Source organism: Paenibacillus sp. SEL1 (genome assembly GCF_054602535.1).
Genome location: NZ_CM137723.1, coordinates 5,216,386 through 5,237,089 on the forward strand (window position 1 = coordinate 5,216,386; position 20,704 = coordinate 5,237,089).

Annotated in this window: 20 protein-coding genes and 1 pseudogene; 8 read left to right on the forward strand and 13 right to left on the reverse strand. The window is 40.9% G+C overall.

What is annotated here, in order from left to right:
• Nucleotides 1-24 precede the first annotated feature (24 nt).
• Complete coding sequence (locus ACYCSE_RS23860) at nucleotides 25-768, reverse strand: phage antirepressor KilAC domain-containing protein (RefSeq protein ID WP_254349725.1); 744 nt, start codon at nucleotides 766-768, stop codon at nucleotides 25-27.
• 874 nt (nucleotides 769-1,642) lie between these two features.
• Here ACYCSE_RS23860 and ACYCSE_RS23865 point away from each other — a divergent pair.
• The gene (locus tag ACYCSE_RS23865) at nucleotides 1,643-2,281 is read left to right on the forward strand and encodes a zinc dependent phospholipase C family protein (protein WP_254349726.1); all 639 of its coding nucleotides are present in this window, start codon (nucleotides 1,643-1,645) and stop codon (nucleotides 2,279-2,281) included.
• Between the two features lie 185 nt (nucleotides 2,282-2,466).
• Entirely contained in the window at nucleotides 2,467-2,925 is a 459-nt protein-coding gene (locus ACYCSE_RS23870; protein ID WP_459700267.1) for an AraC family transcriptional regulator, read from the forward strand.
• A gap of 135 nt (nucleotides 2,926-3,060) precedes the next feature.
• Here ACYCSE_RS23870 and ACYCSE_RS23875 read toward each other — a convergent pair whose 3' ends face one another.
• Nucleotides 3,061-3,654, reverse strand: a complete 594-nt coding sequence (locus ACYCSE_RS23875) for a hypothetical protein (protein WP_459700269.1) — start codon at nucleotides 3,652-3,654, stop codon at nucleotides 3,061-3,063.
• A gap of 764 nt (nucleotides 3,655-4,418) precedes the next feature.
• Here ACYCSE_RS23875 and ACYCSE_RS23880 point away from each other — a divergent pair.
• The 4 genes from ACYCSE_RS23880 to ACYCSE_RS23895 all read left to right on the forward strand — a co-directional run bounded on the left by ACYCSE_RS23880 (nucleotide 4,419) and on the right by ACYCSE_RS23895 (nucleotide 5,589).
• A complete protein-coding gene (locus ACYCSE_RS23880) occupies nucleotides 4,419-4,604 on the forward strand; it encodes a transposase (RefSeq protein ID WP_238807837.1) in 186 nt (61 codons plus the stop codon).
• A gap of 234 nt (nucleotides 4,605-4,838) precedes the next feature.
• Entirely contained in the window at nucleotides 4,839-4,961 is a 123-nt protein-coding gene (locus ACYCSE_RS23885; RefSeq protein WP_302055263.1) for a hypothetical protein, read from the forward strand.
• Nucleotides 4,962-5,273: 312 nt separating this feature from the next.
• The gene (locus ACYCSE_RS23890; RefSeq protein ID WP_459700272.1) at nucleotides 5,274-5,540 is read left to right on the forward strand and encodes a hypothetical protein; all 267 of its coding nucleotides are present in this window, start codon (nucleotides 5,274-5,276) and stop codon (nucleotides 5,538-5,540) included.
• Nucleotides 5,497-5,589 (forward strand): IS3 family transposase, encoded by a 93-nt coding sequence (locus ACYCSE_RS23895; RefSeq protein ID WP_459700274.1) that lies wholly within the window; start codon nucleotides 5,497-5,499, stop codon nucleotides 5,587-5,589. Before ACYCSE_RS23890 ends, ACYCSE_RS23895 begins: the two co-directional genes overlap by 44 nt.
• Nucleotides 5,590-6,277: 688 nt before the next feature.
• Here ACYCSE_RS23895 and ACYCSE_RS23900 read toward each other — a convergent pair.
• Nucleotides 6,278-7,048 carry a BclA C-terminal domain-containing protein gene (locus ACYCSE_RS23900; protein WP_459700276.1) on the reverse strand — a complete coding sequence of 257 codons (771 nt, stop codon included), beginning with the start codon at nucleotides 7,046-7,048 and terminating at the stop codon, nucleotides 6,278-6,280.
• 241 nt (nucleotides 7,049-7,289) lie between these two features.
• On the opposite strand from ACYCSE_RS23900, the gene ACYCSE_RS23905 reads away from it, so the two are divergent.
• A complete protein-coding gene (locus ACYCSE_RS23905; RefSeq protein WP_459700278.1) occupies nucleotides 7,290-7,628 on the forward strand; it encodes a hypothetical protein in 339 nt (112 codons plus the stop codon).
• Between the two features lie 72 nt (nucleotides 7,629-7,700).
• On the opposite strand, the gene ACYCSE_RS23910 is transcribed toward ACYCSE_RS23905, so the two are convergent.
• From ACYCSE_RS23910 to ACYCSE_RS23955, 10 genes and pseudogenes are all read right to left on the reverse strand, one after another.
• The gene (locus ACYCSE_RS23910) at nucleotides 7,701-9,104 is read right to left on the reverse strand and encodes a hypothetical protein (RefSeq protein WP_459700280.1); all 1,404 of its coding nucleotides are present in this window, start codon (nucleotides 9,102-9,104) and stop codon (nucleotides 7,701-7,703) included.
• A 209-nt stretch (nucleotides 9,105-9,313) separates the two neighbouring features.
• A complete protein-coding gene (locus tag ACYCSE_RS23915) occupies nucleotides 9,314-11,740 on the reverse strand; it encodes an S-layer homology domain-containing protein (protein ID WP_459700282.1) in 2,427 nt (808 codons plus the stop codon).
• Between the two features lie 305 nt (nucleotides 11,741-12,045).
• The gene (locus ACYCSE_RS23920) at nucleotides 12,046-12,249 is read right to left on the reverse strand and encodes a hypothetical protein (RefSeq protein ID WP_025724053.1); all 204 of its coding nucleotides are present in this window, start codon (nucleotides 12,247-12,249) and stop codon (nucleotides 12,046-12,048) included.
• Nucleotides 12,250-12,311: 62 nt separating this feature from the next.
• Complete coding sequence (locus tag ACYCSE_RS23925) at nucleotides 12,312-12,902, reverse strand: restriction endonuclease (protein ID WP_459700284.1); 591 nt, start codon at nucleotides 12,900-12,902, stop codon at nucleotides 12,312-12,314.
• 202 nt (nucleotides 12,903-13,104) lie between these two features.
• Nucleotides 13,105-13,389, reverse strand: coding sequence for a hypothetical protein (locus tag ACYCSE_RS23930; protein ID WP_459700286.1), 285 nt, complete (start codon nucleotides 13,387-13,389; stop codon nucleotides 13,105-13,107).
• A 223-nt stretch (nucleotides 13,390-13,612) separates the two neighbouring features.
• Nucleotides 13,613-14,323, reverse strand: a complete 711-nt coding sequence (locus ACYCSE_RS23935; RefSeq protein WP_459700288.1) for an ATP-grasp domain-containing protein — start codon at nucleotides 14,321-14,323, stop codon at nucleotides 13,613-13,615.
• 352 nt (nucleotides 14,324-14,675) lie between these two features.
• Nucleotides 14,676-15,023, reverse strand: coding sequence for an ArpU family phage packaging/lysis transcriptional regulator (locus tag ACYCSE_RS23940; protein ID WP_459702568.1), 348 nt, complete (start codon nucleotides 15,021-15,023; stop codon nucleotides 14,676-14,678).
• 29 nt (nucleotides 15,024-15,052) lie between these two features.
• Nucleotides 15,053-16,509 (reverse strand): annotated as a pseudogene (locus ACYCSE_RS23945) (DEAD/DEAH box helicase family protein).
• Nucleotides 16,445-17,731, reverse strand: a complete 1,287-nt coding sequence (locus ACYCSE_RS23950) for a terminase small subunit (RefSeq protein WP_459700290.1) — start codon at nucleotides 17,729-17,731, stop codon at nucleotides 16,445-16,447. Before ACYCSE_RS23950 ends, ACYCSE_RS23945 begins: the two are co-directional and overlap by 65 nt.
• A gap of 420 nt (nucleotides 17,732-18,151) precedes the next feature.
• A complete protein-coding gene (locus tag ACYCSE_RS23955) occupies nucleotides 18,152-18,841 on the reverse strand; it encodes a stalk domain-containing protein (RefSeq protein WP_459700292.1) in 690 nt (229 codons plus the stop codon).
• Between the two features lie 329 nt (nucleotides 18,842-19,170).
• Between ACYCSE_RS23955 and ACYCSE_RS23960 the strand changes: the two genes are divergently transcribed.
• Nucleotides 19,171-20,531, forward strand: a protein-coding gene (locus tag ACYCSE_RS23960) for an IS1182 family transposase (protein ID WP_459700293.1) whose coding sequence is annotated in 2 segments (ribosomal slippage) — nucleotides 19,171-19,738 and nucleotides 19,738-20,531 — 1,362 coding nt in all. Because the reading frame shifts where the segments join, the coding sequence is not laid out codon by codon here.
• The last annotated feature ends 173 nt before the right edge of the window (nucleotides 20,532-20,704 follow it).

Here is a 20,704-nt window from a genome sequence, read left to right on the forward strand (position 1 = left end):
CCTTGGACAACAAAAAAGACATCTTTAACTTATAGATGCCCTTGATTGTTCCTTATTATAAATTTTCAAAAGCCATTCACGACCTAACTGAGTAAATCTACGGTGATAGATCACTTTTCCGTTATCAAGAACTTCTTGTTTGATTTCAACATAACCACAATCTGCGTATCTGCTGTACAGTAGCCATGTATCATTCTGTCTGAATTGAATCTTTCGATTGCCTAAATCATGGTTAAGAGCAATTGCTGACTTAAATCCGAGTTCCTTGGCAATCTCCGTAGCCGTATACGTTTTGTTTACATGCATTAGGATTGCATTTGTCCTTTCCGCCTGTACTCTGGCAGCGCGTTCTTCCTTGAGCTTAGTCAGTAGTTCAATTCCAAAGTCAGGATTATTAAGGATATTATCAATCACATTGTCCGTAGCATATATTCCATGCTTCCTGATTGACGGCAGTATTTCATCAGCTACCTTGGCCTGAAATGCTTCAGCTACTTCGTTTCTTGCCTTCATCGCCAAGCGGTAAAAGATGTTTTCAGGAATATAATCCCCTTTCCCAGCTTGTTGGGAAGAATCAGCGTCCCCACTTGAGCGGATGAACCTAAATTCCGACAAGTGTTTATTTACTCTCTCCCAGCGCACAACCTCATTTCCACTCGCAGCTCTTTGAGTAAAACCCAACCCGCGAGAAACATCTTCTAAATTCAATTGCGCCGTACCGTTACCATCAATAAATCCTCTTACTCCGTGAATTGTAAGTATATCCATTACTGATCTCACCTTTCTTTGTACGCAAAATAAGCCCCTGAGTTATCAGAGGCTTCTATACTTATATCTTAAATTGGTACTGTTGCTGTAACGCTGCGGATTTTAAAGGGAAACATTGTTCAGTGAAAATAAAGTTGTAAACAGACCATACGTTTCCAAGCTAACAGGCAGTACAGTTCCAATTATGGTAATATGGGGGATAATCTTTTATTTGAGTTAGGAGCGAGTTACCCATGGATCTACTCATAATTATTTTAGTGATCGGTTTTATAATCATAGTAAGTTATCTCAGGGCAATTCATATTTCTCTTCAGCGAATTATAGAATATAAGCGTAAAGAAAATGAATAGCTATTTTGGGTGTGCCAAAGTGTTGGGTGACATAGTTAAACCAACATAGAGATGATTGTTACATACGTGTTGGCTTAATCAACGACATATGGAGGTTAATTAGGCAATGGATAACTGGAATGATAAAAATACTTGGGAACAGAGTGAGATTCATATTGACCAACTAACAGGCGAAATTGATCAGATTCTACACGAGATAATTAACGGGCTAGGGGATCTAGGTATAGCATGCGGTATCATTAGGGAATTTAGTTATAATCCTGAGGAACACGAACCTGGACTATTAGTATTGAGAACTCTATAACCGTGCTCACCTTGGATATCTTATTCCAATATATGAGACAGTATAGAAAAATCAAGGATGCGTTGAATCATTTTACGCGTGATCACTTTCCATACATTACTTAATCAGGCATCAATGGTGAAGGTTATTCACAGATAGGTTAGACTCAATATGTTGTAATATATTGGTGTATAGCTACATTATAACTATTCGACTTTCTTAGCTTAGGAGGTTCTAAAGAATGCCTTATCCAATGGTCCATTTTGCTATAGCTTTAGAACTTTGCTCACGTACTCCATCTTCTAATTTCTTAATTGGGAGTATTGCTCCAGATGCTGTCCATGTAAGGGGAGATGTGACAAGAAGCGAAAAGGGTATTACACATTTTGTTTGTGAAGATAGATTCCCTAGTAGTGAGGTGCTTAAGGAAAGATGCCAGTATTATTTAAATCTTAATGTTGAGACTAACTGGACAGATTACATACTAGGGTATTTTGCTCATATCTATGCGGACATAAGATGGACGGAAACAGTCTATTCGAATTTTGAACGTGAGTACCAAGGAGAAAAAGATGAAATAAGAAAAATCTATAATATGGAGGCAAACCAGGTAGAATTTAATTTAATCAAAAGAGAAGAATGGGCAGAAGATGTTCTCAACAAGCTCTATGTAGGAAATGCCTATAGTATTGAACCATTGTTAACACAAATTGAAGTAAGTCAGTACCGAGATATAAAACTACAATGGCTACGTAATAAGGACAATGAACCCCAGATAACCCCAATTTATTTAAAAGAAGATGTGGTTAAGGGGTTTGTTACAAAGACATCGCATGAGCTTAACGACTTATATAAAAAATGGGGAATCGAGTCTCTCTAAGTAAGACTTGTTTAAGCTATCGGGACACGGCAGTTTAATATCGCCCATTGTTGAGCAGACACATAAGTCTGCTCTTTGGGTATTAGCGCTAATTTGACTATTTTTAAAATTGAGTTGTTTATCATTTTAAAGCATTATAAGATGGTTTCAGACATCGATGTACTTTAAAAGAAAGAGAAGAAAATATGAAGGCTGAAATTGAAAAAATACCGTCTTGTAGAATTGCATACATGAGACAGATTGGTCCTTATGGGATTACAAATTCACAACTAATGGAGAAATTTAAAGGTTGGGTTAAATCGAATAATTTATTTAATAATACGTCTATTATCCTTGGTATTGCCCAAGATAATCCTGCATTTGTGAAGCCAGAAAATTGTCGCTACGATGCATGTTTGGTTCTTTCTGATGATTACTGTGTTAATACTGATGAAGTAAGTCTAAGCAACATTAGTGGGGGAAGATACGCTGTTTTTAAAATAAATCATACAGCAGAAGCTGTTCAAAAGGCTTGGACTGAAATATTCCTGGAGTTGGAAAGTCAAAGGTTCAGCTTAGATGAAACCAGACCTATCTTGGAGCGATATACAGTTGAACTTATTAATAATAATCATTATTGCGAAATTTGCGTTCCGATTCAATAGACGTATTAAGATATAGGTTGTTTCTATTATTGAAAGCAGTCTAATACTATCCTCTTTTATAAAAGTAAAAGCCCTCTGTTTAAGAGGGCTTTTGTGTATACAGTATATAATTTTTGTTTGCTACTAGATTACTACTTATTTAGTAGCTAATGCTGCTTTAAGTTGTTCTAGCTCTTTTTTATGCTCTAATAAACTGTCTTTGGATTCTTGTAATTCCTTTTTTGTCTTAGTGGCGCTTTTTTCAATGCGCTCAATAAGTCTTTGATCGTCGCCTGCCGCACCTATTTTTCTATCGATGTCAGTCAATGACTTTTCATATTTTTTAATATTATTATTAAGTATTTCGATCAATTCTTCCACAGTTCCAATGTGCTTTACAATTAGTTCCTTGGACCAATTGGTATATGGGTTATCTTTCAAAGCTATTGCTTGTGACTGCTCTTTAACAACCACATTAGAAGAAGGAGTTCCTGTTGCAATTTCAATAGTTCTCCCCTTCACCGCTAAGTTCGCCCCCAAAGATTCTGAGATCGAGTGCAAAGGTACATACGCTGTACCATCGACGGCAATAGCGTTTTCAGACAATGTTGTTCCATTTACTCTCACATTGTATTCCCCTGCAACAGTCTTCCCAACTAGTGATTTTACTTGATCTGCCGCAGCTCCACCAGAAGTAACTAGCAGTACTCCAAGTAAAGCACCTATAAACATATACATCTTTTTATTCATCTAAATGCCTCCGCTAACGGTTTATTCGTTCTCATATTACCATTGGAAGATATTGTCGTAAACAATTATGTTGAACATGAACTGCTACCCCCACCTACAGGACTTCTACGACCCAAGAGCATTAAGCTACCACCCGAACCTCTTCGACCTAAAGAAATGGTCTCTTGTCCTGTTAAGGCAAGGCATAAGCCACAAGTCCGAATGAATCAACCTTAATTCTTCGACCTGTCTTACCTGTAAAATGATCTCAACTGCCAGACAAAACTATTAGGCCCTGGTGGAGGTATATACCCGGAGAAAATTGTAATTTCTAAACAAGCCGAGGTAGTTAGGAACATTGTTGAAACCACTTATTATAGTTACAAGAAGAAAATTATTCTACGTCACGATTAAATCTTTCCATAGAGGACTTTGCGTATTGAGCAAAATGAATCTGTTCATTTATAAGCACAACATGTATGCCAGTAAGATCAATGAAAAAAGTAAAATCAATCCGCTTATATGGAAACCACATACGGATAAAATAGCGAGTGCTGGCAGCAGTGATATCAATAAAAAAACTCCGATTCGCTTCATCATATTATTTCCTTTTCTCATGTCATTTTCGCAATCTGAGATATACATATATTAGGCTTGCACTGGCCCCCAATTGGCTCCTTTCATTCGTACAAAAGTAAAAACCTCTCCAAGTGTGATATGTTCCTCTCATAGTAGACAGAAAAGAGCAAGCCATCTAATCTGTCTATTATGGAGGGGATTTTTCTATGGGAGAAATAAGAAAAACTTACGATGTGAGCTTCAAGATAAAGACAGTGGATCTGTACCTCAAAAAGGGAATCGGATATAAAAACGTGGCACGAGAAATGGAGATTGACGCTTCGCTGGTTCGCCGATGGGCGAGACACTTCAAAGCCGAGGGAATGAAAGATCTAGAGGAAAACGAGACATAGCAAAAGGGCCAGGCATCGGCAGACCTCGAACACGCCCCGAAGATCCGGAGGTCAAGCTGAAACGCCTCGAAGCAGAAAATGAAATGCTAAAAAGGCTCTTGCAGATGTCAAAGGAGGAATGGAGGCTGTACCCAAGAGTAAAAAGTTTGCGGTGATCCAAGAATTGCTTAGTAAGGGACATAGCTTCGTACTACTATGTAAACTGGACCGAGTGTCCAAAAGTGGTTTTTATAAGTGGATAACATGGAAGATGTTGTTTCACCCAAACAGCGGGAAGATGAAGCTATGAAGCTAAAAATCATGGCATGTGACGAGGAACTGAAGGGAATACACGGTTACCGCAGGATAAAGGTTTAATTGAATCAAATCTACAGCATACATATGAATCATAAGTGCGTACGGAGACGTATGGGTGAACTGGGGACCAAGGCGATCATTCGTAGGAAAAGACCCTACTATGCCAAGAAAGAACCCTAGGTCATTTCTGGCAATCATCTGAACTGGGAGTTTAAGGCTGACCTGCCGAATAAGAAGTGGGTAATAGACATCATTTACCTCATGTTCAATGGACAGAGACTCTACCCTTCCGCGATTCAGGATCTTTTTAACAACGTAATTGTTGCCTAACAGATCAGCCGCAGAAACGATTTGAGCCTGGTGTTAGATACGGTGAAAAAGGCAAGGAAGCGACAGGATGCTCGAGGTGTTCTACTGTATAGCGACCAAGAATTTCAATATACCTCTCGCCAATATACCAACCTGCTCAAGCGAGACGGAATACAGGCCGACATGTCCCGAAAAAGAAACTGCAGGGACAAGGCATGTATAGAGAACTTCTTCAGTCATTTTAAAACCGAGTGTTTCTATCTCCACTCCTTCCATAGCTCAACAGGTGGAGCATGCCGTTCAAAAGTATCTCCATTTCTACAACCATGAACGCTTTCAAGAGAAACTAAACAACCTGACTCCTTCTCAGGCTGCTTAATTATTGCTTTTTGATAGCTGTTTACTTTGCAGGGGTCACTTCATGTTTGCGGATGCTTCTTAATTTACTTTACGAATTCTGAATCAGAAATACCATTACTCACGCATAGAGCCCAAAGTTCTATCCAGTTTATTTTCCGATCATCCTCAGGAACCTCTTGGTCTTCTTCGTCGTAGGCTCATAATCTTCATCAGGTGGAAACAACTCCTTATAGAAATCGTTCTAAGAGGCCATCCAACTCCTTAATGCCCTCTTCGTCTACATTCTTGTATTCTTCCTCCGTCAGTCCTTCTACCAACACAAGGTTAAAGGCTTCCTTATGCAATGCTCAACTTTAGGCCAATCGACCTCGGCCCGTTCTTCTGTAGCTTCCCATTTTTCGCGACTAATCAAAAAAGAAAATTTATATTGATTGCCGCACATGAGTTTGTCGTACCTGACGGATCAAAGCAATAGTTCCGATTTGTCACAACAAAAAAGAAGGTGGGAGAAGTTTCCCGACCTTCTTAGCATTCATATTTCTATGTCTGAATAATATCATCTTTTTTACGTTCTCTTGCCATGCTACACAATCCCCTCATAAATGCGTCTGCTTACTATGAGTGTAATTAGACAAACTGACGATGGAAATCGTACAGTCTTTTCTAAGGCGGCTACATATAATGTTCTATATATCATTAAGAATGGCTTAAACAGTCAACTTTAATATAGTAAGAGTGGTATTGGTAAAGTTATGAAGTTGGGCTGGGGTTGCATTTGCATTTACCAATTGAATAGTTGTAGGAACGACCCCTACAGTAATAATGACTTCTGCCGAAATTGGTCCGCCACCGTTACCCGTGAAGGGAACAGGGGTAACAGGGATTCCATTTACGGTAAGGTTAAAGTTAGCATCACCTTGGTTATGAATTGTAAAATCTATTAGATAGCTCCCCGTTTCATTGATTGTTATCGTTGTAGATGGAGGAGTGAAAGTAAATGCACCACCAACATTAGCTAAAACTCCTGTAAAGGTAATTGGTGAGTTACCCGGAACTGTGTCAGTTCCCGTACCAGGATCTGCTCGGAAAACACTTAAGAAGTCTGTTATCCCGGCGCCTGCAGGCCCTGCTGCCCCCGTTGCTCCTGCTGGTCCTACCGCCCCCGCTGGACCTGCTGGACCTACCGCTCCTGCCGGTCCCACTGGTCCTGCTGGTCCTACTGCTCCTGCTGGTCCTGTTGGTCCTGTTGGTCCGACAATTCCTTGAAAACCTTGTAGCCCTTGCTGGCCTTGAGCGCCTGGAACTCCCTGTGGACCCGGCAGTCCCTGCGGTCCCTGAGGTCCTTGAGGTCCTTGAGGTCCTTGAGGTCCTCGAATCCCTTTAACAATAACTTTCGGTAACACTTTGACTTTTTTAACTACACATCTTCTAAATTTTCTCCGATGCATATTCTTCTGCCAACAATAATGTCGAAACATAATTAATGGTCACCTCCAAAGTCTAGTCAAAGTAGCATATTGTGCAATTAACCAAAAAGATTGGGCTGTTGACTTCATCTCGGGAAAATAGGCATAGGTCTGACCCTATCGTGTTAGCATTATTACAGCTCATCCTTCTGAAGCTTAATATCCAGTTCAGTCAACCGGTCCAAATCCTACACTGTCTGTATTTTTATATTTCCAGCTTGCAAATCCTTTACCCAAAAAGGGAGATGAGATAATGACTAGATTGTTAGATGCTCGAACATCACAAAACGCAAGTTACGGTAATACAATCTCTATTCCCTTGCCAGCCAATACACCCGTTGCCATTGCTGAGCTTGGCTTAGATGTAACGGGCGCAGGGGAAAACATGCGTGTACAATTATCCGGGATAGCTGAGCTTGCATTTCCTACCCCTCCACCATTTGACTCCGTTATTTCTTTTTCCATTGTTAGAGGCAATTTCGATTCGCTTGTTGCTTACGCCCTTTACTCTGTAAGCGTCTCCGAAGCAAACCCAAACACTGTACAGGTCGTCACCATAGATGCTTCCGATTTGCCAGTTGTTCCGGTGTAGGTTTTGCCATAATGTTTTATTCACCTCCTTCTGGTGGAGTCTGTTCTTCATTTGAATCAAATTCTAGCTTTTTCAGAAGCAAGGGGAGCAATTCGGCTGGAATTTTGGAATTAATACCAAGTGTCCAACGTATTTCTTCAGCAGCTTCCAACGGTGTGATGTAGAAATTCTTCTCCGCTGTGATGTAGTTGTCGATCTTTGAACGACGGTCACGTTCATCTCATTTTCAGAACGTAGATCAATGGGGAGATAGTCAGCTTCAACTTTTGTTTGAATCCCCTTTACTCTTGTGGACAACAAAAAAGCCCGTTGCCAGAAACGTTTGGTTACGCTCCGCGCGGACTCTACATTTTTGATATATATTTGAGTGTCAATCGAACTGTATGTTTCAGTTGACCCCTGGTGCCGTGAAAGGATAGTAAGCAGTGTCTTGAGTGAAGTAGCCATTTGGGTATCAATAATGTCGATGAGCTTTTTAATATCAATCATCGGCCCTGAATTACCGCCTTTGAGATATTCGACTTTTACACTATCCCAATGGACAAGGGCATCGTCTGGATTAAGTGAGTTGAAATGGTTTAGCATCTCATCCATTCGCTCTTTGAGCCATTTTTGTTGACCATCGGGATTGTTCTTCAAGTTGTTCGGCATGTTCTTCAACATGATTTCTTCCAGCATAGAGATATCAAGCCTTGGATACCCTTGGTTATGCACTACTGCTTTCAGATCCGCTAACACTTGAAGATGAAAGAACACTACTTGTAGAACTGGAAGCATGGGCGTTCGTCCGTAAGGATCATCAACCATAGGGTCAAACTCTTCATATATGAAGGTTGGCGTATCGATCTTCTTATAATTACCGAACCACTCTTCGTTCGCGTTCCTTCTCGGGTTCTTCACGTATTGCCACGGTGTAAGCCGATTCGTATCCGGCTCCCTACGGAACCAAATTAAAGCCGGATCAACTGGAACAATATCAATGATATCATTACACTGCTCATTCAGGACGATTTCCCCGGCACAAGCCCCACGAACCATAATCATCATCCGCTGGATCGTGTCTAGTTTACCTAATGACCTTCCATGCTGGTATCCCGGCGAAGGCAGCGGTGTATTAAGCATAGCTTTGAGTTCATCCAGTACCCGTTGTCCGCTCTTATCTGCATTCCCATTTTGTTTCTTAGCTGTAAATGCTAATTCGGTATCCCCCATACGTAAGTATGTGTATAGAGCATAGGATACGTCTGGATGAACAGATATCAGAAGCTCAAGTAACTCCTCTGCCGTGTAGCTCTGCAACTTAGTAAAGTCAATATTATGAGCGTGCTGATGTTTTTTAGGCAGCCAGTTAAATATACCCCACGGGTTAGCGTTATTGGGTACTGTTGCTCTGCCCACACCCATCATCTGACGCTTTACCGCTGTTGGAAGAACAGCATTAGCAAATGAATATACAGCTCTATGATACCATTTCAAGATTTCACCGCCTTTCATTGCAAACTTCTATGAATAAAGGATAACATCCGTTTTATTCGGATTTACTACTGATTTTCGAGAGGATAGGCATTATGCTTACATATATCTTCTTTTAAGGCGGAATATTGGAACAAAAAAGTGGTCAGGAAAAGTTTCCTGACCACTAATAATATCGTAATGCTTAGTCCACGTACCTACGGCATTACGTTTTACTCTACAATTTCCAGATCCAAGTATTGTCCATCCCAAACATCAAGTTTATACTTCCCGGGCGGCAACTCGCCTGTAGAAATAATAACTGGTTTATTTACTTCATCATCCGTAACAATTATCTTTTTACCCCAGTTTTCTGCGACCAAATCGTCGTAGTTACCTTGGCCTCCCCAAACAAATGTATTTAGCAGATACACTTCTGAAACATCTGAAAGAGAGAATGTAATATCGCCTCCTTTTTTAACCTTTAATATATCCCCGATAGGTTGAATCATTGTAATTCTGACCGTTCTTCTATTTCCCCAGGTCTGAAATTCTTTATTGAATTCACCATTGGATGTAACCACAGCGTCTGTGACTAAACGGAAATTATAAACCAACCGATCCTCCAAATGTCTAGGCAATATAAAGACTTTATTGTCCTCAACCCTTACGGCCCCATCTTCCTTTGTAAAGGGCTTAAAAGAACCATCACCAACAGACCACTGAACTATATCTTCCGTTGTCTTCCCATCTGCAAGATGTAATAAGCGATTATAATCAAAAGAGAATTGATCAAGTCTATCCTTTCTTTCAGGATATTGTACAAATATCGGTGACTGATCCAGAGGCTCGTTCTCATCCAAAACCGTTATTTCCTTGCTATGAAAGTTACTATTTTTGTCATAAACCGTCAGATCAAACTCATAGTTTTTGGGATAATTCCAATGATTAATATCATATGTCGCGAAACTGACGGTTTTATTAGCCGGAACCTCCATTTTCAAAACCTCGCCGCTTTCGACACCCAACTCAAGGGATTGGAGATTACGGTAATCTATGAATTCACTTGAAAAGTAAGCAGTGCCATCATAAGAGCTAGTAAAATAAACGGACTCTCCGACTGTTACTATTTTTTTAGGAACAGAAATGTTAGCGCCCCCATTATGCTCCGGTGCTTGAGGTGTATCATCTTTCTTGTCGTCACTTTTTTTATGATCATCTTTTTTGGAATTATCGAATTCATTAGAGTTACTAGAAGAACCCCCACCGCCACCTGATGTTGTTGGCCCCTGTAATCCCAAAGTTTTTGACGAATCGCCTATTGTGACTTTAACATCACTACTTACCTTGTCGCCATTTGTCAGAGATTTAGGTTTTGTTTGAAAAGAAACATTTTCAGCATTAACTACGGCTTTATCAACAGAACCTAATCCTATTACTTTGGCAGCAGCATTAAGAACTAACGAGAGAATAGAAGACTCTTTTGCTGTATCTATGGTTGTACCCGTAGCGTTATCAGCTACGTTTAATGCATCAATCTGTCCATTTGGGATATTTACATTAATAGCGAATGCTTCTACATTCACAGTGTGAAAATAACCTGTAAGGCTCACATTAGATTTTGCGGGGAGCTCATTTGTTAGAGTAACTCGATCAACACTTGCTCCTTGTGAGACATCGAGGGCTACGCCCGTCTTGATTTTTACTTCGCTAATGGACGTTGCTCCTTCTGCCACCAAACGAACAGTTCCATCCACTTTGTTTACAATGATGCTAACCAGCATAGAATTGTTCAGATGAACGCTATGCTCTCCACCGCCGTAAACGTAGGTTTGACCGTGAATTTTAACATTTTTCAAGAATACGTCGCCGTTCCCGACGGCTTTCCCGATAATTAAATCACCCGCGATTTCCGTATTTTGAAGCGTTACACCCGTTGTGTTGATGATAACATTGCCTGCCTGCTTGTCGAGTCCAGTCGAAGGCCCATATGTTCCTGATTCTCCATACCAAGCACCAAAATGATTAACAGCACGATCAAGAATCGTAACCGCCTCAGCACGAGTCAACGATTTTTGTGGCTGAAATGTACCATTCTGGTAACCCTCAATAATACCGGCTGCAACTACAGCATTAACGGCCTTTTGGGACCAATTGTGCAGTGATGTGCTATCTTTAAAGGTTTTATTGGTATCAGAAGAAGAGATCTGAAGTAATTGGTTTACAGTAACAGCCGCTTCTTCTCTACTCAATACTTGCGTAGGACGAAAGCTACCATCTTCAAATCCTTTCATATATCCAGCATAAACTGCATCAGTAACGGTTGAAGCAAACCAATCATCTTTATTCACATCGGTAAAAGATGCTGCTTGTCCTGGCTGAATTTGAAATGCACGATTTAGTAAAGCAGCCCATTCACTTCTCGTAATCGGACGATTCGGTTCAAAACGAGCGTTTTCTACACCCGAAACCACACCTCGGTGGCTCCATTTTGTAACGTTATCCGTTGCCCAATGGTTCACCATATCCCCATAAGGTTGAGATACAGTAGAACTTTCTTCCTTTGTTACTTGGTGTGAACTATCGGCTGCGAATATGGGGCTAGCCCATACAGAGGTCGCTAAAATTCCAGCCGTGAAAACATTAACCCACTTCTTCATCTTTTTTGTCCTCTCATTTATGTAGTGTTAAACCAAGACTATGTACCTAATATTTTAGGTATATAGAATCACTTACCTATTATTACAAGATTAATCGATGATGTCACTACTTTTTAATTCATAAGAGGATTTTTCTTGAATAAATATCAAAAGGAAGACGTATATTCGTATACCAGTCAACATGATCACGAAACGCGTACATGCCTTCCCTGAACTCCTTACACATTTCGTTCATAAACAGAAGTAAAGCTTAAGACATACATTCAATCCTACAAAATCAAAAAAAGAGCCCCCGAAGGTTGCTCCTAATTGAGAAACAGCTTAGCCCAATAATATAAAATAACTAGAACACCTACACTTGCTAGGATTCCAGTTAATCTTTTTCCAAGTATTTTTTTAATGGGAATGCATACTACACACCAAAAGACTGAGGCTAAAATAAATATTAATAGCTTGTTTCCTCCTACAGCACCCCACATATCTACATTTGCACCTTCAAAAACATTCAAAAAGATTCCTCCCTAGTTTTTGTCTAATTCCAAAATTATATATCCACTCCCTTTCTCGCTTTTTATCCTGCTTTCCTGGTTACAGAATTCTTTTGTTTAACCTGCATAATCATTTCAATAAGCTGCTCTCGGTTAATCAAGCGAACGTTATTGGATCTTGCTAGTCTGTATGCTTGCTCAGTGTAATCGCTATTTGTCACGACCCATGCTGAAGATGCACGGTAATGTGCTACCGCACCGTAAACCTCCTGAACCGCTTTAAGCCCAACATTTTTACTGTACCGTTTCGCCTGAACTACGATACGCTGACCGTTTTTTGTAAGAACCAGATCGGCACCGTAATCTCCAGAAGCTTGTGTAACCTCAGCTTTGTATCCTTGAGCTATGAACAGATGTCCTAAATATTTTTCGAATTGATGACCATCCATTTTATCAATTTCAGCAATTCCAGAATTACGTAGCCTTGTTGCAGCAGCCATTTGACGATAAAAGATAAATGCTATGACCATTGCTACTGCTACAAAAGATGCAAAAACAGAGGCACCGATTGAACCCGTAACTGAGTAGATAAAGAAAAACGGGGCTATTAGCGCAATCCCTGCAATAGCCTCTTCAATAGAATTTTTCTGCTTTCTTCTCCGTCTTCTAGCCATTAATAATTCCCCCTTATTCTGTATATATCGTCAATAAAGTGATTGGAATTAATAGGTAGAAGGAAAGCACGCTGCGGAATTGAACCGCGCAAGGGTTCTGACCAGGCTGTTTCATGTTTCCGCTGGTTAACTGGTTCCTTGCCGCCTGCGCGTGCCGTAAAGCCCCGGAATGATCCGGGGAACAATGTGGGGTCATGCTTAATTACTTGAGCGCCAGAGCTGCTGCCTTAACGTGAGCTGGAATGGTGTATCCGTCCTTTTCCGTCAGGCTGCCATCAGCATGCACGGTTACTGCGAGCTGCTCGTACTCGTCGCCACTTGCTGGGATAACTGGATGACCGTATGCGTGTTGGCCTTCAAATTTAATGGCGGTACTGTACTCGCTCTTAGACTCTGCTGCTTCCTGTGTACTTTCAATGTGCAAGATTCTAAACCGATCCAAATATGCGTACCCACCGTTTCTTACTGCGCTTGCTTCTGTAGACATATTCATTTCCTCCTAATATGGTTTTATAGAGAAATCAAAAAAGGCCGGTACATTGGCCGACCTGATCACCGAGGCTCAAAAGCTAAGGTGTGTTCCTTATTTGATTTTCCATGCTATAAATTTACCACATGAAAAGTCCAGTAGCAGTTCATAAAACGGTCAATTTCCAATCAAATAGCAGTCAACAAAAAAGGAACCCATTATCAGGCTCCTTATCAAAACATTAAACTTTTAAGGCTTTTCTTAATGAATCTTTCATGTTACTAACAAAATTATCGCGTGTCTCAGGAGATAACTCCAAAAGAGAAAGATAAGGATTTAAATCCTCCAATTCAACTAATAATAGTTCTCCCGAAGGTGTACGACATGCATCAACACGTTGAATACCACAATCTAGGTTATTCCAATCAATGAATTTTTGAGCAAAGGACAAGTCTTGTTCAGTTGGTGCATATTCTTTCAATTCCCAGCGTTTATCTTTATCAGGCGCATTCATTGCATATTGAAAGTTCTTGTCAATGAAGTAAAATGATACTTCGTATTCAAAAGGAATAAACGGCTGGACCAGGATACTATGGTTCTCATTATCTATTTCATTAGTTACTTCCGCTTGAGAAATACGCTTCATGCCAATGGAATCGGCACCATCTTTTGGTTTAACAATAAAGTCTTCAACATTGGGTAGATGTTTAATATTTTCAATGGAATCTATTGTAGGTATGACAGGGAATTTCGCGTTTGTTAACTCAAGCAAATACTCTTTTCCATTCATATCTGCCTTGCCATTAAATGAATTGTAAGTATTTAATCCCTTGCCCACTATTCTTTTTCGAAAAGCTTCATACTTTTCTTTAAAGTTCGCAACAGGGCCTGCATTTCGAAAGACGATTAAATCGATAACATCCTCGAAGCTCTCTATATCCCCGGATGGCAAATTACCAAATCAAACTCTTCTCTAAGTTGGGAAGTGAGGTAGAGGTCTTCTTCATAATAGTTCCTACCTTTAGCTGGATAGTAAAGGTCTGTTACAAATAACAACTTCTTCACGTAGGAGCACCTAACTTTCGTATTAATTTTATTAACTCATTCTTAACATATTATACGATGCTAATCTCCTATTCAACGAAAACAAAGAAAAGGCAAAAGAGGAACGCCCGGTCATGTGCCGCCTTTTGCGGCCGTGCGCTTCATTCTCGCCCGATTTCCACAGTACAAATAATTCACGTAAAAAGTCTAACGAACGGCAACAAAACGGCAAGATTCTGGCAAAAAACCGGAACCCCTTTTTACACGACTGAGCTGGCTGGAACTGAGTTTTCAACAAGGACGGTTAAGCGGAGCATTCCGGCAAGTGTGTCCAGTGCTGCCTGTTTAATCTCTCTTAACCTGCGATCACTCATGTGCAGTTCCCCCGCAATGATATAGTCAAACTCTCCCTCATTGTCCAGGTAACTCCGCTGGATAACCTCACGTTGAATGCTGGAAAGTTTACTCATCACCAGTTCCAGTAGCTCATCCTTTGCTTGAAACTTTGCTTCCTTGTCCTCATTGAATATGGTGATTTCCTCCGTCTGCTTGCTGATCGTATTGGTGGATTGATGCTCTCTATATGAATACTCCTGTGCAACCGCTATCTTTTATCTTATAAAACCGCTCTACCACATTATCTTTTTACTGCCACACTACCTATTGAAGGAAACATAATATGTGTATCTGGTTCCATTAAATATTCTCCGAATGTCAAAACAAAAGCGTCAGCTCTGTCTGGAGACTTAAGCCCACGCCTTTTCATATCTTTCTTACTTTCAAGCAGTATTTTTCCTTCACTGGTCGTGTTCCATTTACGTGCTGTAAGTTGGGTTATAAGAACATCATCATCAGGCAATTGCAGAACGCTCACATCTCCATTTATAAAATTGCTCATATTCTGTTCTAATTGTTCCTTTATGGATGCCCACATTTCAGTAACCAGGTTCCCATAGTGCTCATCTAAAGAAGAAGAGCCATTGTTAATTGGAATGATCTCATATGGTAGCCCTTCTTCAGCTACGATTTCATTTAGTCGATCCGTTACTCCTCCACCTACACCGCTATCATCTACTCTTATTCTGATTCGGTTCAAATCTTGATGAGCTAAATGTAGTTCTTTAGCCAGGCTGATTACCCAGCCAGCAGTAACCATTGTGTCTTTCTTGAAATGATGGTGTTCCCCTACAACTCTTGGCCCTATACCAGCAAACATTGAGGTCTCATCATCACCAAACCGTGCAACGTCCACACCTATAGTTAGCATGTCTCCAGTGGGTTCCACCTTTACTTCTTTAGCTGCAAATTCAGCTACTTCTAAAGAAATAAATGTATCCGATTCTCCACGGGGAAATTCACCTTCAACCCGGACTCTCCATACGTCACTACCTTCACCATATTTACGCTTGAGCATGGCGATATTATCCTTGCTGGTTCTTGGACTGTCCAAGCAGGATACCTTGCGTGTTTTATAATCCGCCCTGTCCTTATTGTGTGAATCATAAAAAACACCCGACGTTTTTGTCGGGTTGCCGCACATCAATATTTTATTGAATTCACCCGACAATGTACCTAAAATGGCCTCCATAATTGGATCGGCAACGCCTGAAGCTTCATCCACAATGAAAAGCATATAGTCTTCATGGAAGCCCTGCATATTTTCGGGCTTGGTAGCTGTACGAGCTGTAGCGAACCAGCGTTCCTCATAATTCTTCATGTAGATTTTGGTCTTTGTCCATTTTAGAATCCGTTTCAATACCGGACTTTTAGATTGCCACTTATTAATCTCAGCCCATAAAACGTCATGCAACTGTGCCTTGTAGGAGCTGTACAAATCACCTTTGGATATGGGAAACACGACAAGAACCATAGAGCCGTTGCCGCTTCTAATCCTGTTTTCCCTACGCCCTGACCTGAACGTACTGAAACGCGCGGATTATTAGCTAAATCCATTAGAGTGCTTGCCTGCCAATCATCAGGATAGAACTTAAGCATCTCTTGGCAGAACAATGTGGGATTCTTGCGATACTCAGGAATCCGTTTCTTGAATGCTTGAAGCCTCCGTTTCGTCTCCGGTGAGTCCTTCTGTTTCATCACCTACCACCGCCTCTACCCAATCATCAATTAGATCGTCTTCTGTATTGCCTTCACCCGTGACCTTTGCTCTTTCAAGTTCAAGTTTCTCACGCTGCATCTTAAGTTTTTCGTCTTCAATCATCCGTTTATGTTTATCTGGCAACAAATCCATATATTTAGTCAGCACGTCCAATGCCTTGGTTTTGTCGTGTAGCTTTACACTCACTCCATCCTTACCCTGCTTGACTTCTGAAACCAGAGTTCCATCAATTTCATCACTGTTCTTAAAAGAGACATAATTATATCTGTACTTCTTCGTTTCTCCAGTCTCCGCATCAAAGACCGGTTCTCCTTCTAATCCAAGAACGTCTTCTTCCCTTTGACCAAATTCCACGTAATCTGTAATGTCTGCAAAAGCTATCTTCATGTACTCCATCAGTACGCGCTGAGCATTCAATCCTACTTCATCAATCATAGATTCCTTGTGCTGTCGAATAATGTTTTGAATTTCAACTTTCTTCAACAGAGCGAACCCAATCTGATAGGCAGTTTTCTTGCTGTATCCCGCCGCAATCGCTGACCTGGTAGCATTGAAGTCTCGAAGGTATTCATAAGTGAATATCCTTTGCTTAGGCGTTAATCCGTCCTCATCGGGAATTTCTGGTTCAGGTTCTTCAACAGTCGCTGGAGCGCTCTGTACTTTTTTGGAACGTTCCATACTACTGGAGCGTTCCGATACCTTTTTCGGAGCGTTCCGTATTTCTGGAGCAACTTTTATCTCTTTAGCAAGTGCGTCAACTGTAAGCGGGGTAGCATATACCTCTCTTGGCTTATCATCTCTATATGTACCAATGAGTCTGCGCCGCTCCAGTTCATCAATCAGTCTGGCTGCTCTGCTATAGCCTATCCTCATCCTTCTCTGTAATAAAGAAACCGAGGCTTGTTTGGCCTCGGCTACAATTTGGACAGCTTTTAGAAAAAGCTCATCAGGATATGATGTTGGGTCTTCATCTTCATCTGGAGCTTCTTTATTATAAGGCGCTCCATTTTCATCAGAACGTTCCGTATCCTTCACTTCTCCAGCAATTAAACTATCCCACTTATCTTTAGCCTTCCATCCTCTTACCGTACCTTCAGATACACTAAGTTGAGAGGCTATTTCTGTGAGACGTATGTTGCCGGAACTGGCTTTGTATAAATCAAATGCTTCGTCCCGTTTCGGATCTCTCTTTCGTCCCATATCTTATTATTCCCCCCCTTTTGATAATGTATCTGAAGCTAAGGAAAAGTTTCCTGACATACAAAAGAAGCCGCCTATTGGTGACCCGTATCTCTAAACATATCATTAGTAAAATTATCGACTGCACTTGATCTATAAAAATCTTTGTATCTTGCTGGACTTCTATCCAATCATCATAAAGTTTCCTTAAATAATAATTTCCTCTGTGCCATTTTTCGCAATTTTAATCCCCGCGTAAGCCGCAGGACTCAATTCATCGTAAATAACCGAAACAATTGGCAGTCCATCAAAAATTACTCAACGTGATAACCAACTTAGCTTCATCCCCCCCTCTTTTTGTTTGTCACCAATTATTTGGTGAACTTCTCAGGAGTAACAAAAAAACCACCCTTCATTGGATGGCTTAAAATTCTGTTCATGCTATTTAATAGTAGGGTTAATAAAATCTACGGCGCCATAACTTCTTCCTTTTATTTCAATAACAAGTTTTTGAACCCCTGTTAAATTAACAGTTATGTTTTCTCGGACACTTCCTCCGCCCAATGAAACCTGTTTTAGGACATCCCCATTTTCATTTTTAAAAGAAATATTCCTTAAAAATTGATAATTACTTAGATTCTCATCATCTATACCCAAAGCTAATTTTAATTCAGAATATCGATTGTTTAATGCATAGTTTAGCTTAATAGTTTCACTTCCAAAATAATAATTGCCATCTATTTTAAACCCTACAGAGCCATACGATTCCCTGTTTATCACCATACTTTTGTTACTACTAAGAGAAGGATCAATATCAGAGTCTATCGAATCAGGAGTCCCTAAAGGTTTACCCTCGCTTTTTTCTCCTATTATCACACTTTTATTATTAGAATCCCACGTAGTTTTAACTCCTACAAGATCACTAACAACAGACAGAGGAACATAAGTATTTCCATTTGCAATAAAGGGTTTTGCACTTCCCGTAGGAGTTTTGTCGATGCCATTTTGTATTAATTTAATACCGTAGTTGACCTCTAGCTTTACCGTATTAGAAGCTGCATAGGCAACCCCTCCTGTTAGGAGCGTGGCACAAGCAAGGCCCAACACAAAGCCTTTAATTTCTTTTTTCAAAAGAATTTCCTCCCATTTTAAAAAACATCGGACAATAGTACCTTTTTCCAGATCGAATTATAGGGGAAAAGACTCATTTAATCCAGTATTTATTTTCCAGCAATCATTTTCTATCATAATTTACAAAAGCTTTTTAACTTGCCGCAGTCATTCACGACAAATAGACCCGTGTATCCTACTTAGCTGTCACATATAAATAAAGCCGCTTTCAGCGGCTTTCAGGCTGTCGAGAAAGTCTCGACAGCTTTTTTTATGTTCATTTTGTTTAAGACGACACCGCGTTAATGTTGTATAATATAGGTAACTATTGTAGAACGGACGGTGTTGATATGCTGCGACCTCATCGAGACAAACAACAATCTTTTGAATTGGTTTCTCTGGAAGAACTGGTACCGCAAGATCATCTGCTTCGTAAAGTGGATACATATATAGACTTCTCCTTTATTCATGAGAAGGTAAGCCCGCTGTATTGTGCGGACAACGGGCGTCCTGCCATTGATCCTACCGTGTTGTTTAAAATGATCTTTCTCGGTTATTTCTATGGCATTCGCTCAGAACGGCAACTCGAGCGTGAAATTCAGACGAACCTGGCTTATCGCTGGTTCCTGGGGCTGGGCTTAACGGATAAAGTTCCAGACCATACGACGATTAGCTGGAATCGTCGCACTCGCTTTAAAGACACCACGATCTTTCAAGATATCTTCGATGAAATTGTGCTGCAGGCGATCTCTCACCGAATGGTGGGTGGGCGTGTTCTCGTCACCGATTCCACACACGTCAAAGCCAATGCTAACAGGCACCAGTACACCAAAGAACAAGTGTTGCAGAATACCAAAGACTATATGGACGAGCTTAACGAAGCGGTGAAGGAGGACCGGAAAAGCCACGGAAAAAAGCCTTAAAATCCCGAGAGGAAGTGAACGAAGAAAAAGAAATTAAAGTGAGCAAAACCGACCCGGACAGCGGCTATATGATCCGTGATGGCAAGCCTGAAGGCTTCTTCTATCTGGACCACCGCACAGTGGATATGAAGTACAATCTGATTACGGATGTGCATGTGACGCCAGGGAATGTACATGATTCTGTCCCCTATTTGTCCCGTTTGGATCGACAAAGAGAACGCTTTGGTTTTCAAGTAGAAGCTGTTGCGCTAGATTCAGGTTATTTAACGACGCCGATTTGCCGAGGTTTGCAAAACCGAAAGATTTTTGCCGTGATTGCTCACCGAAGATTCCATCCCAGACAAGGGCTGTTTCCGAAATGGAAGTTTGAATACGATGCCAAACGCAATGTGTATAGATGCCCAGCCCAACAGGAACTGCCCTACCGAACGACGGACCGTAAGGGATACCGGCAGTATACCTCTGACCCAGCTCAGTGTCAGCATTGCCCACTGCTAGACCAGTGTACCCAGTCTCGAAACCACCGCAAAGTGGTGACTCGGCATGTCTGGGAAGACAGCAAAGAGTGGGTACGGAGCAACCGGCTAAGCCCATCCGGGAAACGGCTGTACCGCAAACGAAAAGAGACGATTGAGCGAAGCTTCGCGGATGCCAAAGAGCTCCATGGGTTTCGCTATTGCCGTTTGCGCGGTCTACCAAACGTCAGGGAACAAGCCCTTATGACGGCAGCCGTGCAGAACATGAAGAAGATGGCGATCCACCTGGATCGCCTGGAGAAACAGGGGTAACCCCCCTGTTTCTCCAGAGACCAGAGCCTTATGATGTAAAGAAAAAGAAACCCACGTCTCAAAAGACGGGGTTTCTCAGAGTGTCGAGAAAGTCCAGAGGACTTTTCGACACTTCTATTTTTATATGGGGAGACGCATCTTTTAAAACAAAAATCGATTTAAAACGATCTGAG